Raw genomic sequence first — 21,600 nt, 5'->3', positions numbered from 1 at the left:
TTCCTGCAGTCACAAGCAGTATTTAGCGGTACATTTTCCAAAGGGCGTTCCGCGATACCTCTATTTCAACTTGATGAATTTTATCTTTATCGAGGGTTTGAAATGAACTACTTGCCTGATGAGACTCGCCTACAACAACATCACTGCAAAATCTTCACAGAGGATAAAATCTTTTCATTACGCCATGAATTTTCTCGCAATGGATTTTTAAAGCTACGAGACATCGTTGACGATCAATTACGTGAAAAAATAACCATAGAAGTTAACAAACTTATAGACCGTCAACTCGAACGTCGAGACTTGCACCTTGCCACTACTGACAACACACCTCGTTATATGAGTGTGGTGCGCAGTGAGTTCATCGCAGAAAACAGCCCACTGATCAACGCACTATCGAAGTCCAAAGTACTGCTAGACACCCTCTCTCGGATTGCGGACACACAAATTATTGCCTCGGTCTCCAAGGACGAGGAATTCTTAATCACCAAGCAAGAACGTAAAGGAGACACCCATGGCTGGCATTGGGGCGATTATAGTTTCGCGTTGATCTGGATCATCGAAATACCGCCGATCGCCAAAGGAGGGATGCTGCAATGTGTGCCTCATACCTCATGGGATAAGACCAATCCAAGGATTCACGAGCTTCTGTGTAGCAATCCAATTGCGACTTACGGTTTCAAGACGGGGGATATTTATTTCCTGCGTACGGACACCACGCTGCACCGCACCATCCCGCTCAACGAAGACGCCATTCGAATAATCCTCAACATGACCTGGGCTGCCGAAAAAGACCTCGCCCGCAGCCTGCATGGCAATGATCGCTGGTGGGAAGATCAGAACGCGGAGGCAGCCAAAAGCCTGAGGTAAGGTGCGGTCAGCCAGTCGTTACGTGGTTCCAGGAGAGGATAATCATGCACGATACCCGATGCCTCCAGCAGGCCAGTGCCTTACTCAAACAGGCTCGATCTCACGCGGCGATGGCTGACCTGGTCAGAGCGGCAGTCGCTCGAAACGAACAGTGGCGCGCTCGGCAATGCATCAATCTCGTAGCCGCTGAGTCGCCTACCAGCCCATCCGTGCGCGCGTTGCTATCCAGTGAAGTTGGCACGCGCGCATCGGGCGGCCATATAGGACGCGACAATCGATTTTTTTCGGGCATGAAGAATATCGATGAATTGGAATCGCTCTGTGTAGAGCTGTTGAAAATTGTCTTTCGCACCCAGTATGCCGACCATCGACTGATGGGAGGAATGGTCGCGGTGCTCGCGGCTTACACGGCCCTGACCCACCCTGGTGATTGCATCATGAGCGTGCCTGTGCCCCAGGGTGGGGATACGAGCAATAGAAGCAAAGGCCCTCCCGGCGTGCGTGGGCTCAAGGTAATGGACATTCCCTTTATGCACGACACCCTAGACATCGACCTTACGCGGCTCAGCGAAATAGCCCGAGTCGCTAAACCAGCAGTGATTGGCCTGGGGATGACGTTGACTCTGTTCCCCCTACCTGTTGCCGACATCAAGGGCATCGTCTCTTCATGGAATGGAAAAGTATATTTCGATGCCGCCCACCAGTTGGGTTTGATCAGCGCAGGCTTGTTCCAGAACCCGCTGACAGAGGGTGCAGACCTGATGACCGGTTCTACCGGGAAGACCTTCAGTGGCCCCCAAGGCGGCCTGATTGTCTGGAACGAAGCGTCATTGACTCCAGCAGTACATGAAACGATTTTCCCGACGTTGACAGGCAGTCACCAAATCAACCGGGTAGCGGCTCTCGCCGTGGCGGCCACCGAGATGCTGGAATATGGACAGACCTATATGAGACAGGTGGTAAAAAACGCACAAGCGTTGGCTGAAAGTCTAGAGAACCGGGGCGTGATGGTTTTCCATCGAGAGCGGGGTTACACCCGCACCCATCAGATTGTGATTGACTCAAAACCCTTTATCAGTGGCCGCGAGGCGGTACAGCGCCTGGAGGCCGCGAACATCATCGCCAATGAAATGCCACTGCCTTGGGATAACGGCCCGGAGACAGGAATTAGGCTAGGCACCGTCGAAGCAACTCGTCTGGGGATGAAAGAACGGGAAATGGCATGGATCGCCGAGCAGATTGCCAAGGTTCTACTGCATAACGAGGACCCAATGGCCGTCGCCAACGCCGTGATTGACTTCATGAAGAACCACAGAACTGTCTACTACTGCCACGAGAACGGACTCCCTCGATAAGCCACTACGCGTTTTTTCAGCGGGACATCCCCCTATGCCCAACACCGTACTGCCCATTTACCAGGCGACATTGACATTTACCATTGCCGCCGTTGCGTTACTGGCAAGCCCTGGCCCAGCGACACTGGCCCTGGCTGCGAGTGGGGCAACTTATGGCATAAGACGATCAACTCCATTCTTTGTCGGTATCACGCTGGGCCTGATGATTGCCATGGTATTGGTTGCTACGGGGCTGTACGTCATTCTCCAGGAGTTCCCCAAGTTAGCGACGGCACTGACGGCCGTCTCCGTTGTGTATATCTTGCTGCTTGCCTACAACATTGGTAGTGCGCCGCCCATCAAGGATGAACAGTCAGTGGTCGTACCCGGCTGGGGCGCCGGTTTTATCCTGGGCGTCGCGAATATCAAGGCATACGCTGCGTTTGCGGCGCTACTGGGCGGCTTCACGCTAGGTATTGCGCCTGCTTGGGAACAAGGCGCAAAAGTACTGATCTGCCTGCTGGTTTGTGCGGGATTCGATTTCTTGTGGCTCTTTGCGGGCAGCAAAATGCGCCAGTTCTTCATCCACCCCACTTGGAATCGATTACTTAACATCAGCTTCGCGCTTTTGATGATAGCGACGACCGTCTGGTCATTTATGCTGAGCTAGCAGCGCAATCCATCGAAAGACAGGAAATCGCTTTCGAGTGAGGATCGACTGCATATGTTGGACAAAAATCGGCACTTGTATTGCTACTGATCGTTCCTGGCCTAACAAATACGCTATTAATGCGCTCCGGAGCACTGTTTGGGTTTGCCGTTCATGGCGCATGACATTTATCGAGAGTCTGGCGTATTTGCTTCAGGTTTCTGTCTGCCCTGTTGGTCTCCCTGGGCCATGAGAGGCATGCAGCTAGCCACCGCCTGCTACTTGCTTCAACTTTCTTGTACTGTGTGGCGACGCAAAAACAGCACCCTCGATCCGGAACGGAATCGTTTATCCGGCCTGCACTTATTCTGATTGACCGCCCCCCCAAAGGCCTGCTTATTGCTTCGCTCATCGCGCCGATAAGCGCCTTTGCCAGCCTGAAAGAATAGGCCGGGTTCATGGGCATGCACGCACTGCTGGTGATACCAGTAGATCTACCTGCACCTTGCTCGGCAGTCGAGTCCAAAAAACTTGGCTAACACCTCTAGAGATCAATCGAATCATCTCGGTGGTCACGGGTTCTTTTACTGCTTATTCGCCTGGCTGGCTCAGGTCACAGTTGACGTAGGCATCACTCCACTCCATACGAGAAAGAAAAGACTTATCAAGCGGTAAAAAATTTCGATCTGTCACTGTGACTATGATCCATGACCGGTTAAATACAATTATTTGCAAAAATAAAGCATTTTCAGATCAGCAATGGCACCAAGGCTGAGGACTCGGGCTATCCAGCGCACAGAGGCGGCCTGAGAATCCATAAAGATGGTGCGATTAGCCTGGTTGTTATCAACATGCCTTGTTTGGTTTCCCTGCAACTGTGCGATGACAACTGCCAGGAGCCTTTTCTGCTCAATCCGCTTTCAGCTGCACCCAGAGCTTGCCAAGAACCTTTTGCAGCAGCGCGCATTCATCCTCGTCCAGGCTGCTGGTCAGGGATTCACACATCCCCCAGAACACCGGCAAGGACCGCTCCAGCAACTCACGCCCCTGCTCGGTCAACTCCAGAGCGAAGCTGCGCCGGTCCTCGGTACTCAAGCGGCGCCTGAGCAGGTCTCGCTTCTCCAGCCAATCGAGCAGGCCAGTCACCGTCGAGCGGGTCACGCCAAAGTAATCCGCAATGTAGGACGGCGTGACCGCCTGGCTTTCTATCAGGCCCCGCTCAGCCAGGCCGAAGAACATCAGCAGGTCGAACTTGCTTTCCGATAGCCCGAACGGCGCCAGGCTGGCATTGGCGCGTTGCTCGATGTCATCGCACAGCCAGAGCATCAGCAGACCCAATCCGGCACGGGATCGATCGGTCGCGCCTTCGGCGGTATCGCGCATCAGGGCCAGGTGTGGACGGGTCGCGGCGGATGCGGCGAAAGATCTTCCGGAGCCTTGCTCGGGACTGGTGACAGGCTTGGATGCAGGTGGTTTTGAGCGGGACATGGGCGACATGGGTCAATGAGGAGGTTGCCAATCATACCAAGGGGAAATAGTATTTTATCCGTATAGTACGCCACTCGTACTATATTTCGATATTGCTATCACGCCCCTTCCCGGGGCCAGCGCGTGCAAACCAACAAGGAAAACGCAATGTCCGTGAAAGTTGTTGAGCTTCACCACGTAGGCTTCGGCGTGAACAACGCCCAGGCCGATGCCATGCTGGACTTCTATCGCGATGTCCTTTCACTGCCCCAGGACCCGGCCCGCTGGAAGATCCCGGGTATCTACGGCTCGTGGTTCAACCTGCCCAATGGCACCCAATTGCACATCCTGGGGTGCGATGGCGTTTCGCAATACGCCAAGCGCCCTGACCAGGACCCGGTCTCCAACCACTTCGCGCTTGCGGTGGAGGATGTGCAGGTAGCCGAGAAGGTGCTCGTGGAGCGGAGTATCGAGTACTTCACCCTCGACAATGTGGCCTCGCCCTCCTTGAAACAGCTGTTCTTGCGCGATCCGGCCGGCAACCTGATCGAGTTGCACCAGGCCAGCGAGCGGCGCCCTGGCGTCGACTCGGCCAACCAGGACAAGACCCCCACCGCCAATCGTTGAAACCGTTCAGGACATAGCCATGTATTTTGATATGAAGGCGTTGAGCCCGGAGCAGCGCAGCAACCTGGTGCATTCCACCGTGATCCCTCGCCCCATCGCCTGGGTCAGTTCCCGCGATGGATCGGGGGCGGTCAATGTCGCGCCATTTTCCTTTTTCAACGTGATGTCGGGAGACCCACCGCTGCTGTGCCTGTGCATCGGCTCGCGCTCGGGAGAACCCAAGGACACCGCGCGCAATATCATCGAGCGTGGGGAGTTCGTGGTTAACCTGGTCTCGGCCCCGATGGCCGGGCGCATGACCGTCACCTCCATCGATTTCGATGCCCAGGTCAACGAGGCCCTCGAGGCGGGCCTGCAGATGCTGCCCGGCCAGCAAGTGAGCGTTCCACGCATCGCCTCGAGCCCTTGCTCGATGGAGTGCCGGGTTCGCCAACTGATCGACATCGATGGCGTGCGTACCTTCATCCTCGCCGACATCGTCGGTACGCACCTGTGCGAGGAAGCGATCATCGACGTGACCCGCATGTTCATCGACCCGACCTCCATGGCCCTGATCGGCCGGCTGCACAGTCCTGGCTGGTACTGCGAAGTGTCTGCGGACTTCCAGATGCCGACACCGACGCCACAGGCCTGGCAGTCCTTGAAGGCCCAGGGCCGCGAACAGGAACTGCTGGCATGGCGGGAACCCTCCACCTCGCAAACAGGCGCAAAAGAACGATGCTGAATGCCCATGAAATACAGGAATGCGCCCATCGCCTGGATGCCGCCGAACGCTCGCGCGAACAGATTCGCCAGCTCTCCCTCACCCATCCGGACATGACCATCGCCGATGCCTACGCCATCCAGCGTGCCTGGGTCGAGACGAAACTGGGTCGTGGCCGGAGGATCATCGGGCACAAGATCGGCCTGACCTCCAGGGCGATGCAGATGGCCTCGCAGATCGATGAGCCCGACTACGGCGTGCTGCTCGACGACATGCTCTGGCCCGATGGCGGCGAGATTGCCCGCGAGCGCCTGATATTGCCCCGGGTCGAGGTCGAACTGGCCTTCATCCTCGATCGTCGCCTGGCGGGCCCGGAGGTGACGATGCTGGATGTGCTGGATGCGACGCGCTATGTCGTGCCGGCACTGGAGATCATCGATGCCCGTTCGGAACAGCTCGACCGCGACACCCAGCGACCGCGCAAGGTGGTCGATACCATTTCCGACAACGCCGCCAATGCCGGGATCATCCTCGGCGGGCGCCCGGTGCGCGTCGACGACCTGGACCTGCGCTGGATCGGCGCCATGCTCCTGCGCAACGGCGTGATCGAGGAAACCGGCCTGGCGGCAGGCGTGCTGAACCATCCGGCCAACGGCGTTGCCTGGCTCTCCCGGCGCCTGGCGGTGTTCGACACCGCCCTGGAGAAAGGACACATCGTGCTGTCCGGCTCCTTCATTCGCCCGGTGCGGGCGGAGGCTGGCGATACATTCCACGCCGACTTCGGTGCATTGGGCAGCGTGGGTTGCCGTTTTATCTGAGCACTGCAGGTGCAAGAGGTAGTCATGCATAACGAATTCAAGCAGGCCCTGGTGACGGGGGCTCCCCTGATCGGCCTGTGGCTCGGCCTGGCCAACGGGTACACCGCGGAAATGCTTGGGGGCACCGGTTATGACTGGTTGGTGATCGACAACGAACATGCTCCCAATACGCTGCAATCGACCCTGGCCCAGTTGCAGTGCCTGGCGGGCGCCCCTACCCACGCGGTGGTGCGGGCGGCCAGCGACGATGCCGTGGAGATCAAGCACTTGCTCGACCTGGGGGCCCAGACGTTGCTGGTTCCCATGGTGGAAAGCGCCGAGCAGGCGGCCAGCATCGTTGCCGCCACCCGCTATCCTCCCCATGGCATCCGCGGCGTGGGAGCGGCAATGGCCCGCGCTTCGCGATGGCAGCAGATCCCCGGCTACCTGGCGACGGCCAATGAACAGATCTGCACCCTGGTGCAGGTGGAAAGCCGGGCTGGCATCCAGGCCTTGGCGGACATTGCCCGGGTCCAGGGGGTCGATGGCGTGTTCATCGGGCCTGCCGACCTGGCCGCCTCCCTCGGTCACCTGGGCAACCCGGCACATCCCGAGGTGCAGGACGCCATCGCAGGGGCCATCCGGGACATCCGCGCGGCCGGCAAGGCGCCGGGCATCCTTACCAGCGACCCGGTGCTGGCTCGCCACTACTTGCAGCTGGGTGCCGTGTTTGTCGCGGTAGGCTCCGATGTGGGGCTGCTGGTAAGTGGTGCCAAGGCACTCAGGGAAACGTTTGGGCAGTTGTGTTGAGGCGGCTTTTGCACAGCGCTGGCAAGGCTCCCAAGGCCGTCTCGCGGCGACCTGGGAGTGGCTGGGCTCGACGCCGCTACTTGGACAACGACAATGGCACGCCCCAGATCGGGTCTTCCATGCCTTGCTTGCCCAGCGGCGTGATCTGCATGGGCTGGAGCCTGGACAGCAGTTGCCGGTGCTTGTCGCTCAGGACGCGTTGCTCGATGAGATTCTGCGTAAAGCTCATGGGCGCCGGCCAGGTGTAGACGGTCAGGTTGTCCAGCGGGCACTCGATCTTCTTCGGATCGATCGCCCGGCACTTGGACTGCTGGTACTTGTAGCCAGGGGTCTTGAGGTGCATGCGCGGGGCCAGCAGCAATTGCCCGCCCTGGACGGTGAAGCTGGCCAGCGCCTTGTCCACCGGCAGGCGCGCCTGGACCTTGATCGACGGTACATCGCGGGAATCGGTCTGTTGGTAATACCCGGCCCCAGAACCCTGCGTGGTCTGGGTATATTGCTGCTCGCCCCAGGCCACGCAGGCGCCAGACGCCACGTGCACGGCGGTACAGACCTTCTCGGTCTTGATCTCGCTGCCATAGGTGGCGTCCTTCCAGACCTCTTCCCGGTAGTACTCGCGATACAGCTCGGGGGACAGGTAGGCGGTGCCATTGGCGCCACGCCCCGAACCGGGCGGGCCGCTACGGGCGCCGATCTGGTCGAGCAAGCCGTGGATCTGGTAGTCGTCGCCACCGGTCAGCAGGTATTTGCCGGGGGGCAGGATATGCACCTCGAAGGCCTTGAACAGGTAGGTCTCGCCAGGCTTTCTCTGCAACGCGTTGGTCTGGAACTTGCGACCGAAGGTTATCTTCGGGTCCTTCTCGTATTCCCAGATCGCTGTCGGCGTCCACTGGGTCATGGTCAGCGCATCGCTCAGCGACTTGTGCGGCATCACATCGGCCACCAATACCACCGCCATGTTCGCCTTCAGCGCCGCGTCCACCTGGTCCAGCAACTGCGCGTAACGCGGATCGTCCATGCTGCCGTAGGCGCCTGATTCAAGATCGGACACGCAGCCGGAAAGGGAAAGAGAAAGAAGCAATGCGGCGGGCAGGGTAAAACGCGGCCAGGACAGTTTCATGTATCGATCCTTGATAAGCGTTGGTACGGGACGTCGAGCGGCCATGATTACTGGCTTGGGGACGCAGCGCAATATTTGCCAGAGTGCGCCGAATGAAATGCAGATGCGAGCGCCTCACTTCGCTCCTCGTGCAAAGCTATCCCCTGCCCCTGGACGGCAACTCGAACCTGTTGCCCGGCGGGCATTCAGCGGAACGCTTCAAGTCCAGCGCAGCCCGCAGAGAATTCCGGCAGGTCTCATGGGATCGGGTTCGCATCCAGTTCGTTCTTGCGTGATGTTCAATCGCCCGCAACCTGGTCATCGACCAGTGGCGTCGCTAACGCATCAAACAGGCTTATCTGGAAGCCTGGCCGCCATGACCGAAGCGGAAAGCCCCTCGCTGGAAACCCGCGCAATCCTGATCGAAACCCTGATGCAGATCGACGCCATGCTCGACAGCATGCCGACCAAGGTGCGCAAGGCCTTCCTGCTGGCCGGAGGCAGTGGCTATCTCGTCCAGTCGCAACTCCCCTGCCGCTCACCGGTGTCTTCCCCCTGGCGGACACCGACCGCGTGCTGGCCGCCTTGCAGCAGTTGTAGTGGTCAACTAATCCCGGACACGGCGTTAAGTTTTTCTCGGCCTGATCGGCGCCGGGCATCGTCAAGTCGATGTTTGCGCGAGGGTTCCAGATACGAGCGTCGAATTGGAGCATTTCGTGCCAAGGCGAAACTGATTTCTAGACTGCTAAAACGAAAAAGCCCACTGACCGTCACCGGTAGTGGGCTTTTCATGTGTACATCATCCAGGAACGTGGCTTTGCTCGTTCCAGACGTCTGCGCTACTAGCGGAACGGCTTGTATCGCCTGGTTCCTGGTCTCGCATCCGACCATGAATATGGTGGGTCGTGTAGGATTCGAACCTACGACCAATTGGTTAAAAGACAATTGGAATGGATAGCTCTAGGAAGGGGTTTTCACGGTAACTCAGGACCGGTCTGCGAGCCCAGCTGTCTCTAATGACACTCACATTAGAGGCATAACGATGAAAAAGAAGACGAAAAAAGCAGGAAAAATCTCCACCAAAGGTGGAACTGGCAAAACAACCGGCTCGACCAACCTGGGTGCGTTCACTGCAGATGCAGGTTTGCGCACTCTGCTGATCGATCTGGATCCCGTCCAACCCTCAGCGTCATCCTATTTCCCCCTGATTCACGAAGCTCCGGGCGGAATTTATGAGCTCCTGGCCTTCAATGAAACCAATCCGGCCCGGGTTATTTCCCGCACCAACATCCCCAACCTCGATGTCATAGTCTCGAACGACGTCAACAATCAGCTCAACAACCTACTGCTACAGGCACCTGATGGCCGGCTTCGCCTGGCTAACCTGATGCCGGAGTTCGAGTCCCAGTACGACCTGATTATCTTCGATACTCAGGGCGCCCGCTCGGCCATGCTTGAGATGGTCGTTCTGGCTTCTGACATAATTCTATCCCCCCTCCCTCCCAACATGCTGGCGGCACGCGAGTTCAACCGCGGCACCATCCACATGATGGAAGGCCTGCGCAGTTATGCGCGCCTCGGCCTGACCATTCCTCATATCAACATAATCATCAATGGGTTGGATCAAACCGTTGATGCCCGCCAAATACACGAAACAGTCAGGGAAGTGTTTGACGGCACCCCTGAAGTTTCCGTGCTCCAAACCACCATACCTCACGCTGTTGTTTTCAAAACCGCCGCATCCAAAGGCATCCCGGCACACCGCTTGGAGTACCGGCAGCCATCGAATCGCCTTGCGCCCTCCGCGCTGAGCATCCTCCGACAATTGGCCACAGAGGCCTTTCCGGAATGGCATGAACGCTTCGCTGGAATGACTGAGGAGCGTGTAGCCCAGATCGTCAAAGGGGGGAACTGAAGTGGCTAAATCCCTCATAACCCAGCCAACAGGGATCACACCTGAGCTTCTGCAGAACCTGAATAGCCGTTATAGCTCAACTGAGCTGCGCAGCGTCCAAACAAAACTCACCAGTACCGCACGCGAAGTACGCAATCTCGGTTCCGGAGGCTCTATGGGTTCCGGCCTGTCGGGGCGGATTAGCGAGCAGCTCAGCTATGAGCAACGCCAACTACTACTTGATGCCGCCACGCTCATCGAGTCAGTGAACAACCACATTGAGCACGCCAAGGAGAAGCGTGTTCGAGACGAAAGAGCCACAAAACGCCGTCAAGATGCGCGTAATGCACGGGCGAAACAGTTGATCGCTGCTGAGTTCCCACTGCTTCATGAAACAGTTGAGCAACAATTAGAAGTGCTGAAAGACGCGCTGGTATTCAACCGGGCCGGGGTCCATATCGGCTTCTACGATCCGATTAAGTACAACCAGGAATGGATGAAGTGCCTGGATGACGCCCAAAAAGCAGGAAGTTGGACAACTCCCCTGGGATACCTGAAAAGCCACATCGTCTCAGCACGCTCCGAGCTCATTCAGGCCCTAGCCAGTGATATTGCCTATGACGATGGCTCAGACGTTGAAGAGCGTCTGAGCGCACCAAAACAGAAGGTAGCTGACTGCCTGGCCCGGGCTCCCCTCACCGCAGCGGAAGAAACAACGCTTCTGCATTGGAAGAGCGCTTTGACCCTGAATGCATGGGGTGAAGTATGAGCCGCTCCTATGCAAGTAAAAGCATCCGGCCTGTCACCCTCCAGATGCTACGTGCCCGGCTGGGCACCATCATTCGCCGAAATGAAGCCCTCACGAACCAGCAACTCATGCTGAGCCTGGATGGACAGAAGTATCCGGTAGACAGCGACAACCTGAAGATCAGCGACGACGGAGTGATCGAGCTGGAGCTTTACCAGCCCAATGCTGCTGTAGCTGCCATAGCCTACGCCCTGGCCAATCCATGTGAATCCCCTCTGGATTTTCTTCGCTGCTGGAACTCCGGCGACTTCGAGGCAATACGCCAAGAATGGGACGACGTGCCAGAAGAGGTATTCCTCGGCGCCGACCCTCTCCACAAGGTTATGGAGGATCGCTCATGAGCCCAAGACGCCTGTTTCACTGTGCGGGCTTTCTGTGCCTGTACGCCATGAACTGTTCAGCAGCGTTTGCGTTGGCCTATTGCCTCGCTGCGATCTACAAGGAGCCTTACGCAGGCTTAGCGCTGCAGGGCGCCATCTTCTGCGCATACCTTCTTGCTGCGCTGAGCGTCCTTACCCTGGTGTGCGTGACTGTCTTGGCTGCGGCCCGTTGGTATGCAAAAGCAGCCGCATTGTCAGCTAGAACTGGCCAAGCTCCATTGCCCCAGGAGCTGAAGCCATGACGCACGTTACCGATGCCCAGCTCAAGCTCTTGTGGCACACGCTCGGTTTGTCTCCGAACGACTGTGACAAACGATCGGTATGCCGCAACCACTTCCTTACCGGCCCAGATGGCGACGACGCCCGGCAGCTCGATGAGCTTGTCAGTGTGGGGCTCATGATCGTTGGTAAACCTCCCGCCTTCGGCCCTCAGGATGAAGTCGTTTATCGCGCAACGCGAGAAGGCGAAAGGTTCGCTATCGACAGCTTACCTCCCCTGTCATCAACGGAGGTCGCGTGATGGATAAGCAGAAAGTTCTCGACAAGGTCAGCAAGCTACTAGCGCTGGCAAACGACTGTGGCGCCAGTCCGAACGAAGCAGAAACAGCACTTCGGCAGGCCCGCCACCTCATGAAACAGTACAACCTCGAGTCCCTTGAGGTGGCTGCACATGCAGTTGAGGAGGTTTGTGTCCCCACTCGCTCCGCTCGCCCACCTAAAGACTGGCTGCACCGTCTTGCGGCGACCTGTGCCCGTGCCTTCGATTGTGAGCACTTAGCGTTCCATTCTGGCCTGGCGGGCTGGTCGATCAAGTTCATGGGCATCGGCATAGGCCCTGAGTTAGCGGCCTATGCGTACTCTGCCTTGCACCACCAACTGGTGATGCAACGCAAGGCACATGTCGCTCTGCAGAAGCGCTGCCAGCTCAAAACCAAACGCCGCCGAGGGGAACTATTCGTCGATGGTTGGTTGAGCGCTATCAGCTACAAAGTCGCCCAGTTCGCAGGGGCCGACGCGGAACCCCGCGATGAAATCAAGGCTTACATCAGCCTACATCACCCAACTCTTGAATACATGGACCTGGACCGGCCAGAGGCCAAGGGACATGACATTCGGTCCCAGCAGGCAGGTTGGCAACAGGGCAAGCAAGCAAATTTGGGCCGAGGCCTCAGCCACAAAGAACGGATGTCGATTGGGGGTGGACGATGACTCACACCACAACAGCCCATCCAGCTCTGCTCCCAACCTCCCATGCACTGAGAGGACACACCATGCCCGAAGGTCTTCGTATGAACAAGGCAGCACACAGCGTGATCGCAGAGCGTCACCGCCAGGTGACAGAGGAAGGCTACTCCATCCATCGTGATGACGTGTATGTGCGAAACGAGCTGGCAGAAGCCGCTGCGGTGTACGCAGTCTTGGCAGGAAAGCCTGGATGCAGCAGCAGTGCCTGGCCATGGGACAAAAAGACATTCAAACCCAGCGATGACCGTCGCCGCGATCTGGTGAAAGCGGGGGCTCTAATCCTTGCGGAGATCGAGCGACTCGATCGGATGCAGTTGATCCAGCCCTACCCTGTTCAGCGGGATGAAGAGGGGATGTTCGCCCATCCCGACCTTCCAAACTTTGACGAAGATCCTGACAAATCCAAACTCTGGCTGCTGGAGCAAGGCCTAGAAATCTGTTCAGTCAGCCTTGAAACAGACGCGCCTGAAGAAATTGCCGATCGCTATTTCAGTTCTGATAGTCCCGACTGCAGTTACTGGGAGCCCTCTAAGCCTGCCGGCGAGGGCTGGTTCTGCCTGGCTATTCATGACACTGAAGAAGGCGGACCCTACTGCTTCTGGGCACGCCGGGAGGTCACTCCGTGAACCCTCTCGACTTTACGCCGCCTCATTCGACAGAAGCCGAACAGGGTGTCCTGGGCGGTCTGATGCTCGACAACAATACTTGGGATCTCATTGCCGACCTGCTTGTGCCTGAAGACTTCTTCAAACGTGAGCATCGGTTGATTTTCCAGGCCATAGCCTCCCTAGCCGATAAGGATCATCCATTCGATATCGTGACGGTATCCGAGTCGATGTCTCAACCAGAGGAAGTTGGTGGCCTGGCCTACCTTGGAGATCTCGCAAGAAATACTCCATCAGTGGCCAACATCGAGCGCTACGCAGAAATCGTTCGGAACAGATCTCACCTGCGTAGTCTCATGTCCCTCGGCTACCAATGCTCTCGCGACGCCGCTGAAAGCACAGCAGTAGCTACTGACGTCCAGGAATCGATCGAGCAGCAACTCTTTGCACTCGCTCAGAACAGAACACGCTCCGACTTCGTCAACGTCAACCAAGCCCTCGGAGAGGTGGTCAACAAGATTGACGAGCATTTCAACGGGAATGTGACTGTGACCGGAGTGTCGTCCGGAATCGACGATCTTGACGAGATGACCTCAGGTTTTCAACCGACCGACCTCATCATTCTTGCCGGCAGGCCGTCGATGGGAAAAACGGCTCTAGCCTTAAAGTTCGTCCACGCGGCTTTACGTCAATGCTCAGACAATGAATCGGTCCAGGTCTACAGCATCGAAATGCCGGCCCAGGCCCTGCTATTTCGTTTGATCTCCAGCATCGGCCACGTAGATCTGACCAAGCTCTTAAAGGGGAAGCTTGAGGATGAGGATTGGCCGAAGCTAACAAATGCAGTCCATCAGCTTAATGGCTTCGGGGATAGGCTTGTAATTGATGACGGCAGCTCACTGACCCCACCTGCGCTACGGGCAAAGGCCAGGAGGGCAAGCCGGCGCTTCGGCAAGCCAAAGCTGATCCTCATCGACTACCTGCAGCTAATGAGCGCGGTAGGTGAGGAAAACAGGAACAACGAAATCAGTGTGATTTCTCGTTCACTGAAAGCGCTTGGCAAAGAAATGGACTGCCCAGTTATTGCCCTCTCTCAACTCAACCGGAGTGTTGAGGGACGTCCAAATAAACGCCCAGTCAACGCTGATTTGCGCGAAAGCGGTGCTATTGAACAAGACGCTGACGTGATCATGTTCGTTTACCGAGATGAGTATTACCACCCGGAGTCCGAGCATAAAGGCATCGCCGAAATCATCATCGGCAAACAACGCCAGGGACCGGTCGGTTTTGCACGGGCAGCTTTCATCCCACAGCAGACTCGCTTCGAAAATCTGGCCCCTGCCAGTTGGCAAGGAGGCTGCGCATGACCTCGCAAAGCATAAGCGCACTCACTCACTGGTGCCGATCATGCAACACCCATCACTCCCTCAAGCAAGTTCAGCACTGGCTTCCAGAGCCACACAAGTTTTGTGATGAGACCGAGGTGTGGATCTGCCCACAGTGCAATAGCTACGACGTCGAGCCACTGCAGGAGGTGTTAGATGAGAAGTAGCACCACCTATTTTCCTAAGATCCATGCCGACGCTGAGTTCAATCAGTCGGCACTAGTACACGCTCATAGAGCAGGTGTGAATGCAGTGGAGCTGGATCTGCTTTCACAAGCGATAACCAGGCTGGTACGTGACCATAGCACGATCGTTCCTGGAGCCATGTGCGACAACTTCGCAGAGATGGAGAACCTTGGCTATGTGCGTCTGACCCCAACTTCATCCGGAACACTGGAGGTTGCCCTTCTGTGCCCAGGCCCGCTTCTGTCGAATTACTTCTGGTCGGTGTGGGTACCGCGGCACCTGTTCGAGTGCTCGATGAAGGTCACGGTTCTTCCGCGACTGGATGATGACGCCATCACTCAATACTGCACAGTTGCGTTTCGCATACCTGGCGATAGAGAGGCCGCGAGGTTCTTCCTCATGGATCTCGGCTCGAAGTACCCAGGCCACGATCCAGAAATTATTGCCATACAAGCAGGGAACCAACTCAGGACAGAACTTCATGAGTAGGCCCCCGAAGGTACACGAACGCTTACGCCATCTCGTCGAGTTTGCGATCAGCAATGGCTGGGCCGTCTCCCGCTCGGCAGGGGGGCACCTCAGATTCAAAAAGACAGGTTGCTCTGACATCTACACGTCAGCGACACCGGGCGATCACAGATCAGAGCGAAATGCTCGAGCACGCCTGCGCCGTGCGGACCGCACCACTCCACTTTCGAAGGAAATCAGCTGATGCCAATTCGTCACCTCATTATCCATCACATCGACAAGCAGCCTGACGGCACCCCAGCGGTTCTGCACGCCCGCGACTCGGAGCTGGCAGAGTCCGCGGCCATCGAGAACATGCTCGCCGACCTCAACGAAAGCTATAACGCCAAGCAGGGCAAGGCATGGGGCCTTTTCCATCCAGAGTCCGGTGCCTTTCCCCTCAGCGGCTGGCTGAAGGAGTTCTTCAACGGAGAGTTGGAGTTCACAGCTTTCAGTCACAAGGCAGTGGACCACCTGCAGAAACTGATGGAGGAGTCCAACCTGTCGGTGGGCGGTCACGTGCTGTTCGCCCACTACCAACAAGGCATGACCGACTACCTGGCCATCGCCCTACTGCACCACAGCGAAGGCGTGGCGGTGACCGACCAGCTGGACGTGACGCCCTCCCGTCACCTGGATCTGGGCCAACTGTACCTGGCGGCGCGGATCAACCTCTCCGAGTGGCAGAACAACAAGCAGTCCAAGCAGTACATATCGTTCATCAAGGGCAAGAACGGCAGAAAGTCCACGGAATACTTCCGCGACTTCATCGGTTGCCAGGAAGGCGTTGATGGTCCAGGCGAGACACGCACCCTGCTCAAGGCCTTCAGCGACTTCGTTGAAAGCGAAGACCTGCCCGAGGACTCGGCGCGAGAGAAGACCAAGACCCTGGTGGACTACGCCAGCAGCCAAGCCAAGCTCGGCGAACCGGTAGGCCTAGAAGAACTGTCGGAGTTGATCGACGAAGACCGGCCGAAGGCGTTCTACGACCATATCCGCAACAAGGACTACGGCCTGTCGACGGAATTCCCGGCAGACAAGCGCACCCTCAACGAGTTCCGCCGCTTCACCGGCCGCGCCGAGGGCCTGTCCATCACTTTCGAAGCTCACCTTCTAGACACGAATGTGATCTACGACGCCGATAGCGGCGCATTGACTATCAAAAATCTTCCTACCCAGCTCGTCGATCAGCTCAAGCGCCGTTGATCATCAGGAGAAATTGTATGGACCAGACTACTTCCCGCACTGCAGACAAATTCGTCGTCCGACTTCCTGATGGTATGCGTGATCGTATTGCCCAGGTCGCACGGGAAAACACCCGCTCCATGAACAGCGAGATTATTAACCGGTTGGAACAATCACTCCTGGTCGGCCAGGTTGATGCAGCCAACCCGCTCCAGGCAGATCTTGAGCGCGCATACAGGATCATTGATCGGCTGCTTCAAGCCAACTCCCCTACCACTGAAGACGTCCAGGAGATTCTGGAGCTGTTCAAGTGCGGTACTCCGGGTGCGTCATTCCCTGCTATGAACTCCAGCGCGGGGGTGTAACGTGACAGATCTTAAAGCACGACTATTAGCCCCGGGCTTCTCCCCTTCTGCTGCTACAACGGTCCTCAGCGATCCCTTAGCCGATACTCCAATCGTGGCTACCATCGATGAGGTACTGCCTTGGGAGGACAACCCAAGGACGACCCGTAACCCAAAGTATGACGAGATCAAGGAGTCGATCCGTAATCGGGGGCTGGACACACCTCCACCCGTAACTCGTCGACCAGGTGAAGAGAAGTATCGGATCCGCAACGGCGGTAATACGCGCATCTCAATTCTGAAAGAGCTCTACCAGGAAACCGGTGATGAGCAGTACTACCGGATCAATCTGCTGTTCAGGCCTTGGGACCAGGCTCGAGGTGAGATCGTCATGCTCACGGGCCATTTGGCCGAAGACCTCAAGGGCGAGCTCAAATTCATCGAACGTGCAGTTGGGGTAGGCCGGGCTAAAGCTCTGTACGAATCAGAAACAGGGGAGTCTATTGGGATCCGGGAGTTGGCTCGTCGGTTGACGAAGGATGGATATCCGATTTCACACTCTCACATCAGCAGGATGTTGGATACTATTCAGCACCTATTACCTTGCGTTCCCAACCTACTCTATTCCGGCCTTGGTTATGACCGTATAACCAAGATCCTCGCCTTGAGAAAAACATCTTCGCTCTGCTGGAACAAGCACTACATAGGCGTTGGTGTTGACTTTGAGATGTTGTTCCAAGATGTATTGGCTCAGTTTGACGGGGAGGTAGAAGAGTTTCTGTATCAGCGCTTCCAGGATGAACTCATTGGGACAATGAAAAAGTCCCTTCCACTGGGCTATGAGGACATCCTGTTAGAAATCACTCAAGAACAAGATCAACTAAGACGCGCTACCCCAGTTGTTCAACTGCCAACCAACGACCACGTGCCAGCCGCTGTCCCTCTGCAGTCGGCGCCGAGCGAGAAACCAGCACCCTCACCTCAAGGATCCACGGCTCCAGGAAACAATCAACCCTCTCGCCCAAATACCAGCCAGTCGAGTTCTGGTCCAAACGAACCATCTCCTTCACCCGAGGAGATGCAGGCTCGTATAGATGGACATATCGCCTCGCCCGTTACCCAGACGGCTCGAGTTATCGAGATGAAAAAAAAGCTGGCCGCAATCGAAGGTGAGCAGTTGCCCGACTTCAACTCCAACTGCCTTCAATCGATTCCAGTGCAAGCGGGCGGGCTCAATCCGATCAGTGACCTCTGGTACATCGAACGCGAGATTGATTCGTCGGAACAGCTCAGAAAACACATCGCACAACTCGCGTTGGAGATTCAAGAGTCGGTGAATGCCCCAGGGCAAATTACCGAAATTCCAGCCGGCATTGGATATTCCTACAGACAGCCAACTGAGGAGTCTGAAGTCACTGCCACGGCTGTGCACACCATGACCCTTCTCCAATCGTTAAGTGGGACTGTTGCAATCGCATTGCAAATGATCAGGGAGAGTCATGATGCGGACTTGAGCTCGTTGGAAGACTTTGAGTTTGCAGCTGGCCTGGGCCAACTGCTCATCGGTCAACCGGCAACAAAAGATCTTGAGCCTAACGATCAAGGTCGCATTAGCGACGGCGCTCTAGTGAAGCTTTTCAGAATCATCCGACTTGCACGCCGATTGATCGACATTGAGATCAAGCAGTCCGCGTAGGCCAGGTCCGGACAATCCGGATGGGATGAATAGGAGGGGGTCCATGACCAAGTCAACGATCAATGAGGCTGTTCTGTCTCAGCTTCTCGACCTGGTGCGCAACGGCCAGTTGCAACGTTGTAGGGAAATGGGGTTAGAACCTGAGGTGCTGGGCCAAATCCAGCACCCGACAGTGTTGAGCCTACTTCGCAATACGCCGGTCACCTGGGTAAACGTCAGCATCAACAGTTCAATGATTCAGAAGCTGCTGTCGAATGCAGCTCGGACTGAAGAAGAAGCGCGTGTTATTGAGCGAGCAATTCGTTTGGGTGCGACTACCAAGTTACTCAAAAACTTCTTTGGGCTCTCGCCGCAGGAAATTGCGTTGCAGAGAGCAGTGATCGGCGTCAAAGCCCCACATGGCCGATGGCCGGCCGTCTCGGAGGATCAGGAACATCAGATCTGGTATCGCTGGACTAACTTGATGAAGCAAAACCAGGTTTCTCTAGAGGACAGCCTGGCCATGCTCGATATTGCAATGCTGGTAGCGGAAGAGTTAATCGCTGACGGGTTAACACTGGCCCAGATCTGGTCCTTCATTACCCACTGGATTGAAAACCGCATCTACCCCGAGAACAACCATCGAGATCGGCAAGCGAGGCGACTTGAGCAAGGCGAACATACGCAATGAAGCTTGCTCGGTTCCCCATTTCTACGCTACTCGATTCTGCCTCGGGTCACCTCGAGGCACACCTGCTGAAAAAGAAAGCTGAAGATGTCGCTCTCAACACTGCATCACCGACTACCTACGCGGGCATTATTTTTAGTGGTAACCCGCACGAAACCGTACCGCGCAAACTCCTCCTCGATGACCGTTTAACTCCGTTGGAGCGGAATTGCTGGCAAGTGTTTCGCTTGCTCATCAATGAAGACGGCATAACCGCCTTTCCAACATATGACCAGCTTCGTCCATATCTTGGAATGACACCTGGTAAACATGCCTCACGTGAAACCGTTGCGAAGGCACTAACTGTACTTCGGCTTACTAGGTGGTTGAGCCTTGGCCGCAAGGTACGCAACGAGATCAGCGGTCAGGTGCAGGGTAACGTTTATCTACTGCATGACGAACCAGTCACGCCAGCCGAAGCCTTGGAGTTCGATAAGGACTACATGACATTGCTCATGCAGTCTAAAGAACATCAGAACAGAGCGATCCAAGAAGTCGCAGCAATGACCTGGCGAGAGTTCACCGATGATGCTGATGTCGGCCGCCGCCTTCCCTCTCGCATCGAGACCATAAGCGATCGGCTAAACGCACAACCTTGGGCAGTAAAAAGTCAGCTTGAAGCGATTCCTGCACCTGAGTTCGGAATCCGAACTCAGTCAGATATTGCCGCGCCTGGTCTGAGTTCGGATTCCGAACTCAGTGAAAACTCAGGAAAACAGACCGCTCTACCCCTCAGTTCGGATTCCGAACTCAGTGGAAAACAGCCGAGTTCGGACTCAGTTCGGAATCCGAACTCATATAGTACGTATACAAATACAAACAAGTCTGTATCTAAAAGCTTTGTACAAGACCAAGACTCCATCGGCGCAAATTGGCTCATCGCTCTCGAATCGCTGCCACCTGACACTCGAGGGAAAGTTCGAGTGATCATGCAGTCAGTACCTGAGCCATTACGCGATGCAGTGATCAACCAGTGGTCCCACAGATTGGGCGGACTGAGCAAGCCCCTGGCCTACCTCAAGACCCTTGCTGACAAAGCAAAACGTGGGGACTTCAACTCTGACTGGCAACCAATCGTAGCTCCAGCAGCCCCTCCAACCACTGCCCTGCCGGCGGAGGTTACACAGAGCGTTCAACTTGCCAACAAACCTCCAACCCCTGAGGCGACTCAGGCCGCCCAACTGGCGCTAAGTGGTTTACAGCAACTGCTGAACATCCGCGGTAGTAGACGTCGTGGGTGAGGGCATAGCTTCGATAAGCGATTCACTACTGTGTATTACTGATCAGGTCGCTCAACTGAGCCGAGAGCAAGTGTTGTGGGCCACAACACTTCATCAGAACCGCAATCCGCCGAGCGCTCAGGTAGTGCCACTAGCACCAATCCAGACCAGCCACCGGCGCCGACCAGGTGGTGTGGCCCACACCACTTCACCAGGACCGGAATCTGGTGAGCGCTCTGGTGTTGCCAGTGGCCACACTGCCAAGGTCAACCACCGGGGGCCGACCAAGTGGTGTGGGCCACAACACTCCACCAGGACCGGAATCTGGTGAGCGCTCCGGTGGTGCCAGTGGTGTGGGCCACACCACTCCACCAAGACCGGAATCTGCTGAACGCTATGGTGCTGCTAGTGGCAACACTGCCAAGGTCAGCCACAGGGGGCCGACCAAGTGGTGTGGCCCACACCACTTCGCAAGGACCGGAATCTCCTGAGCGCTCTGGTGTTGCCAGTGGCAACACTCCAGGCCAGCCAGGCCGACCAGGTGGTGTGGCCCACACCACTCCACCAAGACTGGAATCTGCTGAACGCTATGGTGCTGCTAGTGGCAACACTGCCAAGGTCAGCCACAGGGGGCCGACCAAGTGGTGTGGCCCACACCACTTCGCAAGGACCGGAACCTGGTGAGCGCTCCGGTGGTGTCAGTGGTGTGGGCCACACCACTCCACCAGGACCGGAATCTGGTGAGCGCTTCGGTGTTGCCAGTGACAACACTGCCAAGGATAGCCACCGGGGGCCGCCCAAGTGTTGTGGGCCACAACACTTCATCAGGACCGGAATCTGCTGAGCGCTCCAGTGGTACCACTGGCACCAGTCCCCCAGTTCATCCATTGGCATCGACCAAGTGTTGTGGGCCCCAACACTTCGCCAGGACCGGAATCTGCCGAGCGCTCCAGTGGTACCACTGGCACCAGTCCCCCAGTTCATCCATTGGCATCGACCAAGTGTTGTGGGCCCCAACACTTCATCAGGACCGGAATCTGCTGAGCGCTCCGGTGTTGCCAGTGGCAACACTGCCAAGGTCAGCCA

General features: G+C 56.6%; 23 protein-coding genes, 1 tRNA gene and 1 pseudogene. 22 read left to right on the top strand and 3 right to left on the bottom strand.

Features of this window, described 5'->3' with window-relative positions:
- From ACK6AU_RS18485 to ACK6AU_RS18475, 3 genes are all read left to right on the top strand, one after another.
- Positions 1-867 (top strand): hypothetical protein (locus tag ACK6AU_RS18485; protein WP_409300569.1); only part of this gene is annotated, 867 nt, incomplete at its 5' end.
- 44 nt (positions 868-911) lie between these two features.
- Positions 912-2,222: a serine hydroxymethyltransferase gene (glyA, locus tag ACK6AU_RS18480; protein ID WP_185700477.1), complete on the top strand. Its 1,311-nt coding sequence runs from the start codon at positions 912-914 to the stop codon at positions 2,220-2,222.
- A gap of 34 nt (positions 2,223-2,256) precedes the next feature.
- Positions 2,257-2,871 carry a LysE family translocator gene (locus ACK6AU_RS18475; RefSeq protein WP_409300567.1) on the top strand — a complete coding sequence of 205 codons (615 nt, stop codon included), beginning with the start codon at positions 2,257-2,259 and terminating at the stop codon, positions 2,869-2,871.
- Positions 2,872-3,759: 888 nt separating this feature from the next.
- On the opposite strand, the gene ACK6AU_RS18470 is transcribed toward ACK6AU_RS18475, so the two are convergent.
- Entirely contained in the window at positions 3,760-4,338 is a 579-nt protein-coding gene (locus ACK6AU_RS18470; RefSeq protein WP_221775334.1) for a MarR family winged helix-turn-helix transcriptional regulator, read from the bottom strand.
- Positions 4,339-4,485: 147 nt separating this feature from the next.
- On the opposite strand from ACK6AU_RS18470, the gene ACK6AU_RS18465 reads away from it, so the two are divergent.
- From ACK6AU_RS18465 to hpaI, 4 genes are read left to right on the top strand one after another with little or no spacing between them, the layout of a single operon-like run.
- Positions 4,486-4,944, top strand: coding sequence for a hypothetical protein (locus tag ACK6AU_RS18465; protein WP_409300564.1), 459 nt, complete (start codon positions 4,486-4,488; stop codon positions 4,942-4,944).
- A 19-nt stretch (positions 4,945-4,963) separates the two neighbouring features.
- Positions 4,964-5,668: a flavin reductase family protein gene (locus tag ACK6AU_RS18460; protein WP_409300562.1), complete on the top strand. Its 705-nt coding sequence runs from the start codon at positions 4,964-4,966 to the stop codon at positions 5,666-5,668.
- Positions 5,662-6,465: a 2-oxo-hept-4-ene-1,7-dioate hydratase gene (gene hpaH, locus ACK6AU_RS18455; RefSeq protein WP_409300560.1), complete on the top strand. Its 804-nt coding sequence runs from the start codon at positions 5,662-5,664 to the stop codon at positions 6,463-6,465. Before ACK6AU_RS18460 ends, hpaH begins: the two co-directional genes overlap by 7 nt.
- Before the next feature lie 24 nt (positions 6,466-6,489).
- Positions 6,490-7,254, top strand: coding sequence for a 4-hydroxy-2-oxoheptanedioate aldolase (gene hpaI / locus ACK6AU_RS18450; protein ID WP_409300558.1), 765 nt, complete (start codon positions 6,490-6,492; stop codon positions 7,252-7,254).
- Between the two features lie 76 nt (positions 7,255-7,330).
- On the opposite strand, the gene ACK6AU_RS18445 is transcribed toward hpaI, so the two are convergent.
- Entirely contained in the window at positions 7,331-8,374 is a 1,044-nt protein-coding gene (locus tag ACK6AU_RS18445; protein WP_185700470.1) for a hypothetical protein, read from the bottom strand.
- 281 nt (positions 8,375-8,655) lie between these two features.
- Here ACK6AU_RS18445 and ACK6AU_RS18440 point away from each other — a divergent pair.
- A pseudogene (locus ACK6AU_RS18440) lies at positions 8,656-8,861 on the top strand (RNA polymerase subunit sigma); the annotation flags it as partial.
- A 388-nt stretch (positions 8,862-9,249) separates the two neighbouring features.
- On the opposite strand, the gene ACK6AU_RS18435 reads toward ACK6AU_RS18440, so the two are convergent.
- A tRNA-Lys gene (locus ACK6AU_RS18435) sits at positions 9,250-9,376 on the bottom strand.
- A 19-nt stretch (positions 9,377-9,395) separates the two neighbouring features.
- Here ACK6AU_RS18435 and ACK6AU_RS18430 point away from each other — a divergent pair.
- From ACK6AU_RS18430 to ACK6AU_RS18365, 14 genes are all read left to right on the top strand, one after another.
- On the top strand, positions 9,396-10,268 hold the full coding sequence (locus ACK6AU_RS18430) for a ParA family protein (RefSeq protein WP_409300555.1): 873 nt from the start codon (positions 9,396-9,398) through the stop codon (positions 10,266-10,268).
- 1 nt (position 10,269) lies between these two features.
- Entirely contained in the window at positions 10,270-11,016 is a 747-nt protein-coding gene (locus ACK6AU_RS18425; RefSeq protein ID WP_409300553.1) for a hypothetical protein, read from the top strand.
- Positions 11,013-11,396: a hypothetical protein gene (locus tag ACK6AU_RS18420; RefSeq protein WP_185700467.1), complete on the top strand. Its 384-nt coding sequence runs from the start codon at positions 11,013-11,015 to the stop codon at positions 11,394-11,396. Before ACK6AU_RS18425 ends, ACK6AU_RS18420 begins: the two co-directional genes overlap by 4 nt.
- Before the next feature lie 277 nt (positions 11,397-11,673).
- The gene (locus tag ACK6AU_RS18415) at positions 11,674-11,955 is read left to right on the top strand and encodes a hypothetical protein (RefSeq protein ID WP_409300551.1); all 282 of its coding nucleotides are present in this window, start codon (positions 11,674-11,676) and stop codon (positions 11,953-11,955) included.
- Positions 11,955-12,644 (top strand): DUF2786 domain-containing protein, encoded by a 690-nt coding sequence (locus tag ACK6AU_RS18410; protein WP_409300549.1) that lies wholly within the window; start codon positions 11,955-11,957, stop codon positions 12,642-12,644. Before ACK6AU_RS18415 ends, ACK6AU_RS18410 begins: the two co-directional genes overlap by 1 nt.
- Before the next feature lie 62 nt (positions 12,645-12,706).
- On the top strand, positions 12,707-13,306 hold the full coding sequence (locus tag ACK6AU_RS18405) for a hypothetical protein (RefSeq protein WP_409300547.1): 600 nt from the start codon (positions 12,707-12,709) through the stop codon (positions 13,304-13,306).
- Positions 13,303-14,652: a replicative DNA helicase gene (dnaB, locus tag ACK6AU_RS18400; RefSeq protein WP_409300545.1), complete on the top strand. Its 1,350-nt coding sequence runs from the start codon at positions 13,303-13,305 to the stop codon at positions 14,650-14,652. The genes ACK6AU_RS18405 and dnaB overlap by 4 nt, the downstream gene beginning before the upstream one ends.
- Before the next feature lie 174 nt (positions 14,653-14,826).
- Entirely contained in the window at positions 14,827-15,345 is a 519-nt protein-coding gene (locus ACK6AU_RS18395; protein WP_124346931.1) for a hypothetical protein, read from the top strand.
- Positions 15,338-15,568 (top strand): hypothetical protein, encoded by a 231-nt coding sequence (locus ACK6AU_RS18390; protein WP_073698966.1) that lies wholly within the window; start codon positions 15,338-15,340, stop codon positions 15,566-15,568. Before ACK6AU_RS18395 ends, ACK6AU_RS18390 begins: the two co-directional genes overlap by 8 nt.
- Complete coding sequence (yejK, locus tag ACK6AU_RS18385) at positions 15,568-16,569, top strand: nucleoid-associated protein YejK (protein WP_409300542.1); 1,002 nt, start codon at positions 15,568-15,570, stop codon at positions 16,567-16,569. Before ACK6AU_RS18390 ends, yejK begins: the two co-directional genes overlap by 1 nt.
- A gap of 17 nt (positions 16,570-16,586) precedes the next feature.
- On the top strand, positions 16,587-16,913 hold the full coding sequence (locus ACK6AU_RS18380; protein WP_065365352.1) for an Arc family DNA-binding protein: 327 nt from the start codon (positions 16,587-16,589) through the stop codon (positions 16,911-16,913).
- Between the two features lies 1 nt (position 16,914).
- Complete coding sequence (locus tag ACK6AU_RS18375; RefSeq protein WP_241107729.1) at positions 16,915-18,588, top strand: ParB family protein; 1,674 nt, start codon at positions 16,915-16,917, stop codon at positions 18,586-18,588.
- A gap of 43 nt (positions 18,589-18,631) precedes the next feature.
- On the top strand, positions 18,632-19,258 hold the full coding sequence (locus ACK6AU_RS18370; RefSeq protein ID WP_085597417.1) for a DUF2857 domain-containing protein: 627 nt from the start codon (positions 18,632-18,634) through the stop codon (positions 19,256-19,258).
- The gene (locus tag ACK6AU_RS18365; RefSeq protein WP_409300538.1) at positions 19,255-20,535 is read left to right on the top strand and encodes an STY4528 family pathogenicity island replication protein; all 1,281 of its coding nucleotides are present in this window, start codon (positions 19,255-19,257) and stop codon (positions 20,533-20,535) included. Before ACK6AU_RS18370 ends, ACK6AU_RS18365 begins: the two co-directional genes overlap by 4 nt.
- Positions 20,536-21,600 lie beyond the last annotated feature (1,065 nt).

Origin of the sequence: Pseudomonas sp. KCJK8993 (assembly GCF_046230915.1) — a bacterium.
Lineage (GTDB): Bacteria > Pseudomonadota > Gammaproteobacteria > Pseudomonadales > Pseudomonadaceae > Aquipseudomonas > Aquipseudomonas piscis.
This window is presented reverse-complemented; position numbering and strand designations above follow the sequence as displayed.